General features: G+C 75.2%; 14 protein-coding genes. 10 read left to right on the top strand and 4 right to left on the bottom strand.

Going from position 1 to position 16494, the window contains the following annotated elements; all coding sequences use genetic code 11:
- The first annotated feature begins 108 nt into the window (after positions 1–108).
- The 6 genes from ACI78R_RS22965 (at position 109) to ACI78R_RS22940 (ending at position 7979) form a co-directional block, all read left to right on the top strand.
- Positions 109–1299: an FAD-binding protein gene (locus tag ACI78R_RS22965; RefSeq protein WP_457042410.1), complete on the top strand. Its 1191-nt coding sequence runs from the start codon at positions 109–111 to the stop codon at positions 1297–1299.
- Positions 1296–2204 carry a carboxylating nicotinate-nucleotide diphosphorylase gene (gene nadC / locus ACI78R_RS22960; RefSeq protein ID WP_457042409.1) on the top strand — a complete coding sequence of 303 codons (909 nt, stop codon included), beginning with the start codon at positions 1296–1298 and terminating at the stop codon, positions 2202–2204. The genes ACI78R_RS22965 and nadC overlap by 4 nt, the downstream gene beginning before the upstream one ends.
- Position 2205: 1 nt before the next feature.
- Entirely contained in the window at positions 2206–3000 is a 795-nt protein-coding gene (locus ACI78R_RS22955; RefSeq protein WP_457042408.1) for a type III pantothenate kinase, read from the top strand.
- Positions 3001–3046: 46 nt separating this feature from the next.
- Positions 3047–4549, top strand: a complete 1503-nt coding sequence (lysS, locus tag ACI78R_RS22950; RefSeq protein ID WP_457042407.1) for a lysine--tRNA ligase — start codon at positions 3047–3049, stop codon at positions 4547–4549.
- 160 nt (positions 4550–4709) lie between these two features.
- On the top strand, positions 4710–5066 hold the full coding sequence (locus tag ACI78R_RS22945; RefSeq protein ID WP_073418367.1) for a histone-like nucleoid-structuring protein Lsr2: 357 nt from the start codon (positions 4710–4712) through the stop codon (positions 5064–5066).
- A 372-nt stretch (positions 5067–5438) separates the two neighbouring features.
- Entirely contained in the window at positions 5439–7979 is a 2541-nt protein-coding gene (locus ACI78R_RS22940) for an ATP-dependent Clp protease ATP-binding subunit (protein ID WP_457042406.1), read from the top strand.
- Between the two features lie 159 nt (positions 7980–8138).
- On the opposite strand, the gene ACI78R_RS22935 is transcribed toward ACI78R_RS22940, so the two are convergent.
- Positions 8139–9014 (bottom strand): A/G-specific adenine glycosylase, encoded by an 876-nt coding sequence (locus ACI78R_RS22935; RefSeq protein ID WP_457042405.1) that lies wholly within the window; start codon positions 9012–9014, stop codon positions 8139–8141.
- Between the two features lie 98 nt (positions 9015–9112).
- Between ACI78R_RS22935 and ACI78R_RS22930 the strand changes: the two genes are divergently transcribed.
- Positions 9113–9796, top strand: a complete 684-nt coding sequence (locus ACI78R_RS22930; RefSeq protein ID WP_073418373.1) for a MucR family transcriptional regulator — start codon at positions 9113–9115, stop codon at positions 9794–9796.
- On the opposite strand, the gene disA is transcribed toward ACI78R_RS22930, so the two are convergent.
- The 3 genes from disA to ACI78R_RS22915 form a co-directional block, all read right to left on the bottom strand.
- Entirely contained in the window at positions 9793–10881 is a 1089-nt protein-coding gene (gene disA, locus ACI78R_RS22925) for a DNA integrity scanning diadenylate cyclase DisA (protein ID WP_139252791.1), read from the bottom strand. The genes ACI78R_RS22930 and disA overlap by 4 nt on opposite strands.
- 108 nt (positions 10882–10989) lie before the next feature.
- On the bottom strand, positions 10990–12360 hold the full coding sequence (radA, locus tag ACI78R_RS22920) for a DNA repair protein RadA (RefSeq protein WP_073418376.1): 1371 nt from the start codon (positions 12358–12360) through the stop codon (positions 10990–10992).
- 52 nt (positions 12361–12412) lie between these two features.
- Complete coding sequence (locus ACI78R_RS22915) at positions 12413–13129, bottom strand: copper chaperone PCu(A)C (RefSeq protein ID WP_073418378.1); 717 nt, start codon at positions 13127–13129, stop codon at positions 12413–12415.
- A 109-nt stretch (positions 13130–13238) separates the two neighbouring features.
- On the opposite strand from ACI78R_RS22915, the gene ACI78R_RS22910 reads away from it, so the two are divergent.
- From ACI78R_RS22910 to ACI78R_RS22900, 3 genes are all read left to right on the top strand, one after another.
- Positions 13239–14807, top strand: coding sequence for a cryptochrome/photolyase family protein (locus ACI78R_RS22910; protein WP_457042404.1), 1569 nt, complete (start codon positions 13239–13241; stop codon positions 14805–14807).
- A 77-nt stretch (positions 14808–14884) separates the two neighbouring features.
- A complete protein-coding gene (locus tag ACI78R_RS22905; protein ID WP_457042403.1) occupies positions 14885–15505 on the top strand; it encodes an RNA polymerase sigma factor in 621 nt (206 codons plus the stop codon).
- Positions 15502–16458: a hypothetical protein gene (locus tag ACI78R_RS22900; protein ID WP_457042402.1), complete on the top strand. Its 957-nt coding sequence runs from the start codon at positions 15502–15504 to the stop codon at positions 16456–16458. The genes ACI78R_RS22905 and ACI78R_RS22900 overlap by 4 nt, the downstream gene beginning before the upstream one ends.
- Positions 16459–16494: the final 36 nt, after the last annotated feature.

Genomic DNA, 16494 nt, shown 5'->3' with positions numbered 1-16494 from the left:
CCCCCCCACCCCCCCCCCCCCCCCCCCCCCCCCCCCCCCCCCCCCCCCCCCCCCCCCCCCCCCCCCCCCCCCCCCCCCCCCCCCCCCCCCCCCCCCCCCGCCGCCGTCCTGGCCGACCCCGGCGTCACGCTCGTCGAGCACGCGATGGTGCTCGACCTGCTCACCGACGCCTCGGGCCGGGCGGCCGGCGTCACCCTGCACGTGCTGGGGGAGGGCTCCGCGGACGGCGTCGGCGCGGTGCGCGCCCGCGCGGTCGTGCTCGCCACCGGCGGCATGGGGCAGGTCTACGCCGCGACGACGAACCCGTCGGTGTCCACCGGCGACGGCGTGGCCCTCGGGCTGCGCGCGGGCGCGGTCGCCACCGACCTGGAGTTCGTCCAGTTCCACCCCACCGCGCTCTACCTCGGCCCCGGCGCCCGCGGGCAGCAGCCGCTGGTCAGCGAGGCGCTGCGCGGCGAGGGCGCGGTGCTGCGCGACGGCGCCGGCGAGCGGTTCATGGTCGGCGCGCACCCGCTCGCCGAGCTCGCGCCGCGCGACGTCGTCGCCAAGGGCATCACCCGGGTGCAGTTGCGCGACGGCGTCGACCACGTCTGGCTCGACGCGCGCGGCATCCCGGGGCTCGCCGAGCGGTTCCCGACGATCGTGGCCCGCTGCCGCCAGGCGGGCATCGACCCGGTCACCGACCTGGTGCCGGTCACCCCCGCGGCGCACTACGCCTCCGGCGGGCTGGCCACCGACCTCGCGGGCCGCACGACCGTCCCCGGCCTCTACGCCTGCGGCGAGGTCGCCTGCACCGGCGTGCACGGGGCCAACCGGCTGGCGTCGAACTCGCTGCTGGAGGGGCTGGTGTTCGCCGCGCGCATCGGCGCCGACCTCGCCGCCGCGCTGCCGCCGTCGACCCCCGCGCTGGCCGGCGCGCCCGGCACCGGCGGGCTGCTGGACCCGGCCGGGCGCCGCACGGTCACCGACATCATGTCCGGCCGCGTCGCCGCGCTGCGCTCGGGCGCCGGGCTGGCCGAGGCCACCGGGGTGCTCGCCTCGCTCGCCGCGTCGCTGGTGGAGGGGCCGGGCGCCGCGCCCGGCGTCGAGAGCTGGGAGGCCACCGGCCTGCTCACCGTGGCGAGCGCGCTCACCGCGGCCGCCGCGGCCCGCGAGGAGACCCGCGGCTGCCACTGGCGCGAGGACCACCCCGGCAGCGAGGAGGAGTGGCGCGTGCACCTGGACGTCCGCCTGGACGACGACGGCCGGCTGCGGCTGTCCCGCCGTCCGGTCGGCGAGCCCGTGGGAGTGGCCTGGTGACCGCCACCGACCCGCGCTCGCTGGAGGGCACCGGGCTGTCGGAGGCCTGGGTCGGGGAGCTGGTCGAGCGCACGCTGGCCGAGGACCTCGCCGGCGGCGCCGTGCTCCCGAGCGCCCCCGACCTCGCCGTCGCCCTCGACGTCACCAGCGCCGCCACCGTGCCCCCGGCGCAGTACGGCACCGCCGACCTGGTGGCCCGGGCCGGCGGCGTCGTCGCCGGCCTGCCCGTGGCCGCCCGCGTCTTCGCCCGCCTCGCGCCCGGCGCCACGCTGACCGCCGGCGCCGCCGACGGCGACCGCGTGGCCCGCGGCGACGTGCTGCTCACGATCCGCGGGCCGGTGCGGGCCCTGCTCGCCGCCGAGCGCAGCGCGCTCAACATCGCCAGCCGGGCCAGCGGGATCGCCACCGCCACTCGCGCCTGGGTGGACGCCGTCGAGGGCACCGGCGCGGTCGTGCTCGACACCCGCAAGACCACGCCGGGCCTGCGCCCGCTGGAGAAGTACGCGGTGCGCTGCGGCGGCGGGTCGAACAAGCGGATGGGCCTCTACGACGTCGCGATGGTGAAGGACAACCACGTCGCCGCCGCGGGCTCCGTGGCCGCCGCCGTCGCCGCCGTGCGCGAGCGCGCGCCGCGGGTGCCGGTGCAGGTGGAGGCCGACACCCCCGCGCAGGCGGTGGAGGCGGTCGAGGCCGGCGCGGACTTCCTGCTGCTGGACAACATGCCGCCCGCGACGCTGCGCGAGGTCGTGGCGCTGGTCGGTGGTCGCGCGGAGCTCGAGGCCACCGGCGGGCTCACCCTCGCCGTCGCCCGCGAGGTGGCGCAGACCGGCGTCGACTTCCTGTCGGTCGGCGCGCTCACCCACTCCTCGCCGATCCTCGACCTCGCGCTCGACCTGCGGGCCTGACGTGCTGCTCACCGTCGACGTCGGCAACAGCCAGACCGTGCTGGCCACCTTCGACGGCGCCCGCCGGGTCGGGTGCTGGCGGGTGACGACGCACTCGCGGGCCACCTCCGACGAGATCCGGATGCTGTGGCGCGGGCTGCTGCGCGACACCGAGGTCACCGGCGTCGCCGCCTGCTCCACCGTGCCGGCGCTGCTGCCGGCGCTGCGGCAGCTGCTCGACTCCCTCGACGTGCCGGTGGTGCTCATCGGGCCCGGCGTGCGCACCGGCGTCCCGCTGCACGTGGACAACCCGCGCGAGGTCGGCGCCGACCGGGTGGTCACCGCGCTGGCCGCGCACGAGCTGTTCGGCCGGGCGCCGGACGGCGCCGGCCGGCCGGTCGTGGTGGTCGACTTCGGCACCTCCACCAACGTCGACGCCGTGGGCCCCGACGGGCAGTTCCTCGGCGGCGCGCTCGCCCCCGGCGTCGAGGTCAGCCTGGAGGCGCTCGCGTCGCGGGCCGCCCAGCTGCGCTCGGTCGAGCTGACCGTGCCCCCGCAGGCGATCGGCAAGAACACCGTGGCGGCGCTGCAGTCCGGCGTCGTGCTCGGGTTCGCGGGCCTGGTCGACGGGCTGGTCGGGCGGATCGCCGCCGAGCTGGTGGCGCAGTTCGGCGCCCCGCCGGTCGTCGTCGCCACCGGGGGACTGGCGCCGCTGGTGGCCGACAGCTGCCGGACGATCGCCGAGCGGGAGCCCGACCTGACCGTGCACGGGCTGCGGCTGGCCTTCGAGCGGCAGCAGGCGGCCGGCCGCCGGTAGGAGCACGCCGGGGGTGGCGCGGCCCACCGCCGTAGGCTCGGGCGCCGTGACCGACCTGCCTCCCGGCCCCGTCGACGACGAGCTCCCCGAACAGCTCCGGGTGCGCCGGGCCAAGCTCGACCGACTGCGCGACACCGGTGCCGACCCCTACCCGGTCACGGTCGCCCGGACGACGTCGCTGGCCGGGGTCCGCGAGCGCTTCCCCGACCTCGAGCCGGACACCATGACCGGCGAGCGGGTGGGCGTCACCGGCCGGGTCATCTTCAGCCGCAACACCGGCAAGCTGTGCTTCGCGACGCTGCGCGAGGGCGACGCCGAGCTGCAGGTCATGCTCTCCCGCGACCGGGTCGGCGCGGAGTCCCTCGACGCGTGGAAGGCCGACGTCGACCTCGGCGACCACGTCTTCGTCGAGGGCGAGGTCGGCACCTCGCGGCGCGGGGAGCTGTCGGTGTTCGCCGACTCCTGGCAGCTCGCCGCCAAGGCGCTGCGCCCGCTGCCGGTGGCGCACAAGCCGATGAGCGAGGAGCTGCGGGTCCGCCGCCGCTACGTCGACCTCATCGTCCGCGACGAGGCCCGCCGCACCGTGCGCCAGCGCGCCGAGGTGATGGCGGCGCTGCGGACCGGGCTCACCGGCCGCGGCTTCCTCGAGGTGGAGACGCCGATGCTGCAGACGGTGCACGGCGGCGCCGCGGCGCGGCCGTTCCGCACGCACATGAACGCCTTCGACCTCGACCTGTACCTGCGGATCGCGCCGGAGCTGTTCCTCAAGCGCTGCATCGTCGGCGGCCTGGAGAAGGTCTTCGAGATCAACCGCAACTTCCGCAACGAGGGCGCCGACAGCTCGCACTCGCCGGAGTTCGCGATGCTCGAGTACTACGAGGCGTGGGCCGACTACACCGACGTCGCCCGCACCACCCGCGAGCTGGTCCAGGAGTGCTGCACCGCGCTGTTCGGCGACCACACGGCCCGCCACCACGACGGCACCGAGGTCGACCTGTCGGGGGAGTGGCCGCAGGTGCCGCTGTACTCGCTCGTCAGCGACGCCGTCGGCGAGGAGGTCACGCCGGAGACGCCGGTGGAGCACCTGCGGGCGCTCGCCGAGCGGCACGACGTCGGCGTCGACCCGGCCTGGCTGCCCGGCAAGGTGGTCGAGGAGCTGTTCGAGGCGCTGGTGCAGGACTCCCTGCAGGCGCCGACGTTCGTCGTCGACTACCCGGTGGACACCTCGCCGCTCACCCGCGCCCACCGGACGACGCCGGGGCTGGCCGAGAAGTGGGACCTCTACATCGGCGGGATCGAGCGGGGCACCGGCTACTCCGAGCTCGTCGACCCGGTGGTGCAGCGCGAGCGGTTCACGCAGCAGGCGCTGCTGGCCGCCGCCGGCGACCCGGAGGCGATGGTGCTCGACGAGGACTTCCTCGAGGCCCTCGAGTACGGCATGCCGCCCACCGGTGGCGTCGGGATGGGCATCGACCGGCTGATGATGACGCTCACCGGACTCGGCATCCGCGAGACCATCCTGTTCCCTCTCGTGCGCCCCATTTCCTGAAACGCGCCGTTCTCGTTCCGGCAATTGTTCCCCGGAAAGAGCGACCCGCCGCACCGGAATTGGTGCGGGCGCGCCGTTCCGTGGTGGAATGAGCGCGTCGCCCACAATGGGCGGCGCAATTGTCCGGCCACGGGGGCCGAGAAGGAGGAAGGCAACACGAATGGCGCGCAAGGTGCAGGTGATCCTCAGTGACGACCTCGACGAGGACGTCCCCGCCGACGAGACGGTGAGTTTCTCCCTCGACGGCACGAGCTACGAGATCGACCTCTCCGACAAGAACGCCAAGGAGATGCGCGACGCCTTCTCCCGCTACGTGCAGGCGGCCCGCAAGGTCGGCCGCGGCAGCGGCGGCCGCGCCTCCGGCGGTGGCCGTTCCCGCGCCACGGGCGGCGGTGGCCGGATGGACCGCGAGCAGGCCGGCGCCATCCGCGACTGGGCCCGCAAGAACGGCCACGACGTCAGCGACCGTGGCCGCATCCCGGCCAGCGTCGTCGAGGCCTACGAGGCCGCGCACTAGTCGGACCTCTGAGCACGCCGACGCAGTCGGCGGTCGGCCCGCGTGGCGGGGGCGCGCAGCGTCTCCTCCCGCGGGCCGACGGCTTTCGGCTCCGTGCAGGGGAACCCGGCACCTGGCCGCGGTGGAGGCCGGTAGGCCGACAGGGTGCGCCGTGTCGTCCGCTGACGGCGTAACGCTCCCGGAACACCGCTCGTCCACCATCGGTTGGACCGGGCAGCCACCTCCCGACCCCCGGCCGAGTGCCGACGGGACGGCGTGGTCCGTGACTACAGTGGAAAGACCGGTGCCCCAGCGCGCCGACGGACGTCGGGTGCTCCTCCCCATCTCCGGGGAGGACAGTGCCGGACCAGCCGGTCAGAGGAGAAGCAGCAGATGTTCGAACGGTTCACCGACCGAGCCCGTCGGGTGGTCGTCCTGGCCCAGGAAGAGGCCCGGATGCTCAACCACAACTACATCGGCACCGAGCACATCCTCCTGGGCCTGATCCACGAGGGTGAGGGTGTCGCCGCCAAGGCGCTCGAGTCCCTCGGCATCTCGCTCGAGGGGGTCCGCCAGCAGGTCGAGGAGATCATCGGCCAGGGCCAGCAGGCCCCGTCCGGTCACATCCCCTTCACCCCGCGTGCCAAGAAGGTCCTCGAGCTGTCGCTGCGCGAGGCGCTGCAGCTCGGCCACAACTACATCGGCACCGAGCACATCCTGCTCGGCCTGATCCGCGAGGGCGAGGGCGTCGCGGCGCAGGTCCTGGTCAAGCTGGGTGCCGACCTCAACCGCGTCCGCCAGCAGGTCATCCAGCTGCTGTCGGGCTACCAGGGCAAGGAGCCGGCCGCGGCCGGCGGCCCCTCCGAGGGCACCCCGTCCACGTCGCTGGTGCTCGACCAGTTCGGCCGCAACCTGACCCAGGCCGCGCGCGACTCCAAGCTCGACCCGGTCATCGGGCGCGCCAAGGAGATCGAGCGGGTCATGCAGGTCCTCTCGCGGCGGACCAAGAACAACCCCGTCCTCATCGGCGAGCCCGGCGTCGGCAAGACCGCCGTCGTCGAGGGCCTGGCCCAGGCGATCGTCAAGGGCGAGGTCCCCGAGACGCTGAAGGACAAGCAGCTCTACACGCTCGACCTCGGCGCCCTCGTCGCCGGGTCGCGCTACCGCGGTGACTTCGAGGAGCGCCTCAAGAAGGTCCTCAAGGAGATCCGCACCCGCGGCGACATCATCCTGTTCATCGACGAGATCCACACCCTCGTCGGTGCCGGTGCCGCCGAGGGCGCGATCGACGCCGCCAGCATCCTCAAGCCGATGCTGGCCCGCGGTGAGCTGCAGACGATCGGTGCCACCACGCTCGACGAGTACCGCAAGCACCTGGAGAAGGACGCCGCCCTCGAGCGCCGCTTCCAGCCCATCCAGGTCGGCGAGCCGACGCTGCAGCACACGATCGAGATCCTCAAGGGCCTGCGGGACCGCTACGAGGCCCACCATCGGATCAGCATCACCGACGGCGCCCTGGTCGCCGCCGCGACGCTGGCCGACCGCTACATCTCCGACCGCTTCCTGCCCGACAAGGCGATCGACCTGATCGACGAGGCCGGCGCGCGGATGCGGATCAAGCGGATGACCGCGCCCCCGGACCTGCGCGAGTTCGACGACCGGATCGCCGGCATCCGCCGCGAGAAGGAGTCGGCGATCGACGCGCAGGACTTCGAGAAGGCCGCGTCGCTGCGCGACAAGGAGAAGACCCTCCTGTCGGAGAAGTCCGAGCGCGAGAAGGCGTGGAAGGCCGGTGACATGGACGTCGTCGCCGAGGTCGACGACGAGCAGATCGCCGAGGTGCTGGCCAACTGGACCGGCATCCCCGTCTTCAAGCTCACCGAGGAGGAGACGACCCGTCTGCTCCGCATGGAGGACGAGCTCCACAAGCGGATCATCGGCCAGGAAGAGGCCATCAAGAGCGTCTCGCAGGCGATCCGTCGCACGCGGGCCGGTCTCAAGGACCCGCGTCGTCCGGGTGGTTCGTTCATCTTCGCCGGCCCCTCGGGTGTCGGTAAGACCGAGCTCGCCAAGGCGCTCGCGCAGTTCCTCTTCGGCGAGGACGACGCCCTCATCCAGATCGACATGGGCGAGTTCCACGACCGGTTCACCGTGTCACGGCTCGTCGGTGCCCCTCCCGGTTACGTCGGGTACGACGAGGGCGGCCAGCTGACCGAGAAGGTGCGGCGCAAGCCGTTCTCGGTGGTCCTCTTCGACGAGATCGAGAAGGCGCACGCGGACGTGTTCAACACGCTCCTGCAGGTGCTGGAGGACGGCCGGCTCACCGACGGTCAGGGCCGGATCGTGGACTTCAAGAACACGATCCTGATCCTCACGACCAACCTCGGTACGCGGGACATCTCCAAGGCCGTCGGTCTGGGCTTCCAGGTCGGCAACGACACCCAGTCGAACTACGAGCGGATGAAGCTCAAGGTCAACGAGGAGCTCAAGCAGCACTTCAGGCCGGAGTTCCTCAACCGCATCGACGACATCGTCGTGTTCCACCAGCTCACCGAGGACGAGATCATCGAGATCGTCGACCTCATGGTGGCGCGGGTGGAGGGCCAGCTGGCCAACAAGGACATGTCGCTGGAGATCACGCAGGACGCCAAGAAGCTGCTGGCGGCCCGCGGGTTCGACCCGGTGCTGGGTGCCCGGCCGCTGCGCCGGACCATCCAGCGCGAGATCGAGGACGCGCTCTCGGAGAAGATCCTCTACGGCGAGCTGACCGCCGGTCAGATCATCGTGGTGGACGTCGAGGGCGAGGGCCCGACCGCGAAGTTCACCTTCCGCGGCGAGGCCAAGCCGATCGACGTCCCCGACTCGCCCCCGGTCGCGCTGACCGTCGGCGACGACGAGGACGGCGGCGGCACCACCTCGCTCACCAAGGAGTGAGCAGCTAGCAGCACCGACGAGGGCCGTCCCCCGCACCGCGGGGGGCGGCCCTCGCCGCGTCCGGGGGATGGCCGGGATCAGGTGGCCTGATCGTGCTGCGTCCTGCCTCACCGCCGACGGTGAGCCAGGACGCGTCGCGGTGAGCCAGGACGGGCCGGCTCAGGCGGGCAGCGCGAAGCGGCCGTCGGCGGTCTGCTCGACCAGCCCGTCGGCGAGCAGCGAGTCCAGGCAGCGGGCGCGCTGCGCGGCGTCGTCCCAGGCGGCGTCGAGCAGGGGCGCCGCCACGGGGCCCTCGGCGGCCCGCAGGACGTCCAGCAGCCGCCCGCGCACCTGGCGGTCGGTGCCGGCGAACCGCTGCACCCGGCGGGCCGGGCCGTCGTGCGCCGGGCTGCCGGCCAGCCGCCACGCGCAGCGGTCCCGCACCGGGCAGACCGCGCAGCGCGGCGTCCGGGCCACGCACACCAGCGCCCCGAGCTCCATCGCGGCCACGGAGAACCGGCAGGCGCGCTCGCGGCCGGCCGGGGCGAGCGCCGCGACGTCGGCGAGGTCGGAGGCGCGCGCGGTGCCCGCCTCCGCCCGGCCGTGCACCAGGCGGGCCACCACCCGCCGCACGTTGGTGTCCACGACCGGCTGGGGCTGCCCGTGGCCGAAGCAGGCCACCGCGCGGGCGGTGTAGGTGCCGACGCCGGGCAGGGCCTCCAGGGCCGTCACGTCGGCCGGGACGGCGCCGCCGTGCCGCTCCACGAGCGCGACGGCGGTCTCGCGCAGCCGCAGCGCCCGCCGCGGGTAGCCGAGCTTGCCCCAGGCGCGGATGACCTCCGCGGGGGAGGCGGCGGCCAGGTCGCCGGGCGTGGGCCAGCGGGCCATCCAGTCGGCCCACACCGGCTCCACGCGCGCCACCGGCGTCTGCTGGAGCATGACCTCGCTGACCAGCACCGCCCACGGGTCGACGCCCGGCCGCCGCCAGGGCAGGTCGCGGGCGGCGGTGTCGTACCAGTCGACCAGGGCGTCCCCGAGTCCGGCGGTGCTGCTCACGGGGGTCCAGTGTGCCTCGCACCGCTGACGGACCGCCCGGCGCCGGCGGCGGCGTGCCCTGTGCCGGGCGGTCGCGGCGGCGCACTACCGTCGGCCCCGTGCTGCACCCGGTCGGACCCCTGCCGGCCGCCGTCTACTGGCGGCGGCGGCTGCTGGTGCTGACCCTCCTGCTGGCCGTCCTCGGGGGCGGTGGCTGGCTGCTGGTGTCACTGGTGACCGGCTCGGGCACCTCCGCCGCCGCCGGCGGCTCCCCGACGACCCCGGAGCCCGACGCCGGGCCCCCCGCCCTGGACCGGGTGGTCCCGTCGCTGGCCGGCGTGCAGACCCCCACCCCCGCGCCGAGCACGACGCCCCCCGCGCCGCAGACGCCGGCGCCCCCGGCGCAGGAGGCCGGTGCGGCGTGCGGCGACGGCTCGATCGCCCTGGAGGTGCGCACCCCCGGCGAGGCGCCCTCCGGTGCCGCCGTGTCCCTCGAGCTCGTGGTCACCAACACCGCCGCCGTGCCGTGCACGCGGGCGCTGGACGCCCAGCTGCAGGAGATGGTGCTGGTCGACGGCGCCGGCGCCCGGCTGTGGGGGAGCAACGACTGCCAGCCCGCCAGCAGCAGCGACACCCGCACGCTGCAGCCCGGCGAGCAGGTGGTGTTCCCGCTGACCTGGACCGGCCTGACCAGCGAGCCGGCCTGCGCCGCCCCGCGGGTGCCGGTGGCGCCGGGGGACTACGTGGTGCGGGCGCGGCTGGACGCCAAGACCAGCCCGGACGCGCCGCTGCGGATCCGCTAGCTGTAGCGGTCGAGGATCGAGGTCTCGGCCAGCCGGGACAGGCCCTCGCGGATGCCGCGGGCCCGCGCCTCGCCGACGCCCTCGACGGCCAGCAGGTCCTCGATGGTGGCCGCGAGCAGCTTCTGCAGCCCGCCGAAGTGCTCCACCAGCCGGTCGATGATCGCCGCCGGCAGCCGCGGCACGCGCGCCAGCAGTCGGTAGCCGCGGGGGCTGACGGGGGAGTCGAGCGCGTCGGCCGAGGTGGGCAGGCCGTAGCAGCGCGACACCGCCGAGAGGTCGAGCAGCTCGGTGGCCGACAGCGTCCGCAGGTCGGCGAGGACGTCCTCGATGGTGCGCGGCCGCCGGGCGGCGCCGCCGGGCAGGTAGTCGCGCACGAGCAGCGCGCGGTCCTCCTCGACGCCGGCGAGCATCTCGTCGAGCTGCAGCGCCAGCAGCCGGCCGTCGGTGCCGAGCTCGACGACGAAGCCCTCGATCTCGTCGGCGATCCGGCGGACCATCTCCAGCCGCTGACTGACGCTCATCGCGTCGCGGACGGTGACCAGGTCCTCGATCTCCAGCGCCGACAGCGTGCTGGCGACCTCGTCGAGGCGCAGCTTGTAGCGCTCCAGCGCCGCGAGGGCCTGGTTGGCGCGGGCGAGGATCGTCGTCGGGTGCTCGAGCGTGTAGCGCCGGCCGGCCACGTAGACGCTGATGATGTGCATGGACTGGCTGACCGAGATCACCGGGAAGCCGGTCTGCACCGCGACCCGCTCGGCGGTGCGGTGCCGGGTGCCCGACTCCTCGGTGGGGACCGTCGGGTCGGGCATGAGGTGCACGCCGGCGCGGACGATGCGCAGCCCGTCGGAGGACAGGATCACCGCGCCGTCCATCTTGGCCAGCTCGCGCAGCCGGGTGGCCGACAGGGCGACGTCGAGGGCGAAGCCGCCGGTGCAGATCGACTCCACGACCCGGTCGTAGCCGAGCACGATCAGCGCGCCGGTGCGGCCGGCCAGGATGCGCTCCAGGCCGTCCCGCAGCGCCGTCCCCGGCGCGATGCGGCCGAGGAGTTCGCGGAGGGCGACCTCGGAGTCCACAGCGGGCGGCACGGGCGCTCCTGACGTCGACGCGGTTCGGCGGCTGAGTCTACGTGCCACGCGTCGCGGCGGGTCGGGAGCGGGGTGCGGGGACGGGACCGGCCCGGTCCGGCTCCCCGGTCACCCGGGGAACAGGTTGTGCAGGGCCGCGCCGAGGTCGGGCACCTCCATGAGCCGCAGGCCCTTGGGCGCCGGGCCGGCGTCGGGCGGCACGAGCGCCAGCCGGTAGCCCTGCCGCGCGGCCTCCGCCAGCCGCCGTCCGGTGCCGCCGACCCGCCGGATCTCGCCCGACAGCCCGACCTCGCCCAGGGCGATCAGGCCCTCGGGGAGCGGGGTGTCCCGGGACGCGGACGCGATGGCCAGCGCCAGGGCCAGGTCGGCCGCCGGCTCGGCGATCTTCACCCCGCCGACGGAGGCGGCGAACACGTCGGCGTCGGCCAGCCGGACCCCGCCGCGCCGCTCGACGACGGCGTTGACCATCGCCACGCGCTGCGAGTCCAGCCCGCTGACCGCGCGCCGGGGCGAGCCACCGCCGGTGTTCTGCGCGACGAGGGCCTGCACCTCGGCCAACAGCGGCCGGCTGCCCTCCATGGTCACCGTGACGCAACTGCCGGGCACCGACGCGGTGCGCCGCGACACGAACAGGTGCGACGGGTCGGGCACCCCGACCACGCCGCCGTCGCCGATCTCGAAGCAGCCGATCTCGTCGGCCGGGCCGAACCGGTTCTTGGTGGCCCGGACCAGGCGCAGCGTGGAGTGCCGCTCGCCGTCGAAGGAGACGACGACGTCGACCAGGTGCTCCAGCGCCCGCGGCCCGGCGATCGCGCCGTCCTTGGTGACGTGGCCGACCAGGATCGTGGTCATCCCGCGGGACTTGGCGACGGCGGTGAGCGCGGTGGCCACCGAGCGGACCTGGGTGGCGCCGCCGTCGGTGCCGTCGACCGCGGAGGAGCGGACGGTCTGCACGCTGTCGAGCACCAGCAGCGAGGGGGCCACCTGCTCGACGTGCGCGAGCACCGCCGACAGCTCGGTCTCGGCGGCCAGGTACAGCCGGTCGTGCAGGGCGCCGATCCGCTCCGCGCGCAGCCGCACCTGCGCGGCGGACTCCTCACCGGAGACCACCAGCGTGGGCCCGTTGGACTCCGCCACCCGGTGGGCGACCTCGAGCAGCAGCGTGGACTTGCCGACGCCGGGCTCGCCGGCGACCAGCACCACGGCACCGGGCACCAGGCCGCCGCCGAGCACGCGGTCGAACTCCGCGATGCCGGTGGCCACCGCGCGGGCGCCGTCGAGCTGGACCTGGGCGATCGGCCGGGCGGGCGCGGTGACCGGGCCCGCGGCGACCGCCCGCAGCGCGGGCGCCGCCGGGCCGACCTCCTGGAGGGTGCCCCAGGCCTGGCACTCCGGGCACTTGCCCATCCACTTCGCCGACGAGAAACCGCACTCGGTGCAGCGGTGGGCGGGACGGGCGGACTTCACTCCGGAGGGCACGCCGCCACGCTAGGTGGCGGTACCGACAGTCCCGGGGAGGACGCGACAGGCGTCACTCGGCCTGCGTGTCCTCCTCGCTCTCCGGGTTCTCGCCCTCGCCGCCGCCCTCGCCCTCGTGGAAGTCGAACGGCTCGCCGCGCTCGACGACCTCGTCCGGCTCGGCCACCAGCGCCTGCACCTGGACCTCGCCGGCCTGCTCGAAGGTCAGCGTCAGGGTCAGGTACTGACCGGTGGTGAGCGGCTCCTCGAGGTCGAGCAGCGTGATGGTCGAGTCGCCGCCGCGGCCGATGTAGAGCGAGGTGTCGGCGGGGATCTCCAGGGCCACCCGGGAGCTGGCGGTCGGCGCCGCGCCCGTGGGCGCGGCCGGGACCGACGGCACGGCACCCGGGGTGGCGCCGGTGGTGCCCGGCGTCGGGGTGGCCGTCGGCTGGTCGCCCGCGGGGGAGGACGGCGACGGCGTCGGCCCGGTGGCGGCCACGCGCAGGCCGGAGAAGCCCTCGCCCTCGATGCCGGTGAGCGTGTCGGCCTCGTTGGAGGCGTTGACGATCGTCATCACCAGCGTGGCGTCGTCGCCCTCCTCGTAGGCGCCGCCCTGGGGGTAGCCGAGCTGGATCTGCCGCAGCAGGATGTCCTCGACCTGCGCCTGGGGGCCGACCTTGTCGCGGTCCTGGGTGCCGGTCTGCGAGACCTGCCCGGCGCTGCAGGCGCCGAGGGCGACCGGGGTGACCACGAGGGCACCCAGAACGGCGGCGCGCTTCGCGCGGTTCACAGCGGTCGACCTCCAGCGGGAGAACACGTGCCGGCCACCGCAGAGTCGATGGCCCGAGTCGCGCCGAGCCTAACGGTCCACCCACCATGTCCGCCGGGAGGTGAGGCGGATGGAGCGCCCAGCGACGGGCGGACCGGGTCCCGAGCAGCGCGACCCCGCACTCGCCGACTTCCCCGAGCGGTCGCCGGCCACGCGGCGCTGGCTGTTCGCCGACCAGCTCGGCCCGCACTTCCTCGACCGCCCCGACCAGCCGGTCCTGCTGATCGAGTCCAAGGCGGTGTTCGCCCGCCGCCGGTTCCACCGGCAGAAGGCGCACCTGGTGCTCTCCGCGCTGCGCCACCGCGCCGCCGAGCTCGGCGACCAGGCCGACCTGCACCAGGTCACCACCTACGCCGAGGCGCTCGACCGCTACGACGAGCCGCTCAGCGTCTGCGCGCCCACCACCTGGAGCAGCCGCGACTACGTGCTGCAGCGCCCCGGCGTCGAGGTGCTCGCCGCACGCGGCTTCGTCAGCTCCCAGGGCGAGTTCGCCCGCTGGGCCGAGGGCCGGGGACGGCGCCGGCTGCTCATGGAGGACTTCTACCGCGACGCCCGCCGGCGTCTCGGCGTCCTCATGGACGGCGCCGAGCCGCTCGGCGGGCAGTGGAACCGCGACCACGAGAACCGCGAGCCCGCCCCGCGCGACGGTCGCTCGCCGGCGCCCGAGCCGTGGTGGCCGGCCGAGGACGAGATCGACGAGCAGGTCCGCGCCGACCTCGACCGGTGGGAGGCCGAGGGCTCGGTGTCCTTCGTCGGCGACGACGGCCCGCGCCGCTTCCCGGTCACCCGGGAGGAGGCGCTGACCCGGCTGGCGGACTTCCTCACCGCGCGGCTGGGCGTCTTCGGCCCGCACGAGGACGCGATGCTCGCGGACGAGCGCTGGATGGCCCACTCGCTGCTGTCCCCGGCCATCAACCTCGGCCTGCTCGACCCGCTGGAGGTCGTGCACGCCGCCGAGGACACCGCCCGGGCCCGCGCGGCCGACGGCGAGCCGCTGCCGCTGAACTCCGTCGAGGGGTTCATCCGGCAGCTCATGGGCTGGCGCGACTACATCTGGCACACCTACTGGCACTTCGGCCGCCACTACCGGCACGCCAACGCGCTGCGGGCGCTCGAGCCGGTGCCCGGCTGGATGGCCGAGCTCGACGACACCGCCGTCGACGCCGCGTGCCTGTCCGGCGTCCTGGGGGACCTGCGCCGCGACGGCTGGGTGCACCACATCCCGCGGCTGATGGTGCTCGGCAACTACGCCCTGCAGCGCGGCATCGACCCGCGCGAGATGACCGACTGGTTCCACCGCACGTTCGTCGACGGCTACGACTGGGTGATGGTGGCCAACGTCGTCGGCATGAGCCAGCACGCCGACGGCGGGATGCTGGCCACCAAGCCGTACGCGGCCGGCGGCGCCTACATCGACCGGATGAGCGACTACTGCGGCCGCTGCCCCTACGACCCGCGGCGGCGCCTGGGCGAGGACGCCTGCCCCTACACGGCGGGCTACTGGGCCTTCCTGGAGCGCAACCGCGAGCGGCTGGCCGGCAACCAGCGGATGCGCCGTCCGCTGCAGGGCCTGGACCGGTTGAAGGACCTGCCGCTCGTCGTCGAGCAGGAGGCCGCGCGGGGCACCGGCGCCCCCTGACCGGGTGACGGACGGTCCAGTCCCGTCCTCCGCCTGCCGATGTCGTCCCCGCACGGGGGACGGCGACGGAGGTGCGGATGGCGGTGGGCCCGGCGTTCGACGACGTCCTCGCGGCCGCGCGCACGGGGGCGGCCTGGGCGTTCGAGGTGCTCTACCGGGACCTGTCCCCGGTGGTCACCGGGTACCTGCGCCTGCACGGCGCGCCCGACCCGGACGACACGGCGAGCGAGACCTTCCTCGCCGTCTTCCGCGGCCTGCCCGGCTTCACCGGCGACGAGGCGGCCCTGCGGTCGTGGGTGTTCACCATCGCCCACCGCCGGCTGGTCGACGAGCACCGGCGGCGCAGCCGCCGCCCGGTGGTCACCGACGACGGCGCGGACGTGCTGGCCGCGCTCCCCGGCGGGGACGTGGAGGACGACGTGCTGGCCCGGCTGGGGACCGAGACCGTGCACCGCCTGTGCGCGGGGCTCCCGGCCGACCAGCGGTCGGTGCTGCTCCTGCGGGTCCTCGCCGACCTGACCGTCGAGCAGGTGGCCGCAGTGATGGACCGCTCGGTGGGCTCGGTGAAGGCGCTGCAGCGGCGCGGCCTGCGCCGGCTGCAGGAGGAGCTGGCCCCGGCCCGGGTCACCCCGGCGGGGAAGACGACGGCGCCCCGCGCACCCCTGCGGGCCCGTCCGGCGATGACGGGGGCGAGATGACCACGCCAGCCGACGACCGCGCCGCGGAGGCAGCCCTCGAGGCCTGCCTCACCGGCCGTCCCGTGCCCGAGGGCGCACGGTCCCTGGCCGCGTTCACCGACGCGGTCCGGGCCTGCGCCACCGAGCCGGGCCGGCCGAACGCGGCCCTGGCCGAGCTGCTGGCGACCGGTCTGCTCACCGACCAGTCGGAACCGTCCACGCGGACGACCGGGCGCCCCGCCCGGGCCTCACGGAAGAGACCCCGCATGCTGCTCACCACGCTCACCGCCAAGCTCGCCGCCGCCGGCATCGCCGCCAAGTGCGCGGCCGCGACCGGCGCCGTCGCCCTCGCCCTCACCGCGGGCGCCACCGCCGGCGCGCTGCCCGGCCAGGACGCCGGCCTGTTCGCCACCGCCTCGGACGAGTCCGCCGAGGTCACCGGGACGCCCGAGCTGACCACGGCGCCGGAGCCGTCGGGGACGCCCGAGGTCACCGACCCGCTGGTCACCGAGACGCCCGAGGGGAGCACGACGCCGGAGCCGAGCGAGAACCCGGAGGTCACCGAGCCGCCGGCCACCGGGACCCCCGAGGTCACCGAGCCGGTCACCGAGCCCGAGGTCAGCGAGACCGAGTGGCTCGCCGGCCCGCGCGAGGGCCAGACCTTCGGCGCCTGGGTCAGCGAGGGCTCGCACCTGGGCTACGCGACCGGCAGCCGCGTGAGCGACATGGCCCACCAGCGCAACGCCGCCCGCCAGGCCGCCCGCGAGGCCGCCCGCGCCACCACGCCCGCCCCGGCGCCCGCGCCCGCGCCGGCCCCCGCGCCGGTCGAGGAGGCCCCGACCGTGACCACCCAGGAGGCCGCCCCGGCCCCCGCGGCCCCGGCCGGGACCGGCAACGGCAACGGCAACGGCAACGGCAACGGCGGTGGCAACGGCAACGGCGGTGGCAACGGCCAGGGGAACGGCCGGAAGTGACCGCCGGCGGGGCCGCGCTCAGGTGAGCGCGGCCCC

It is taken from the genome of Geodermatophilus sp. SYSU D01106 (assembly GCF_054049995.1).
Note: the sequence above shows the minus strand (reverse complement) of the source record. Positions and strands in the feature narration are given on the sequence as shown.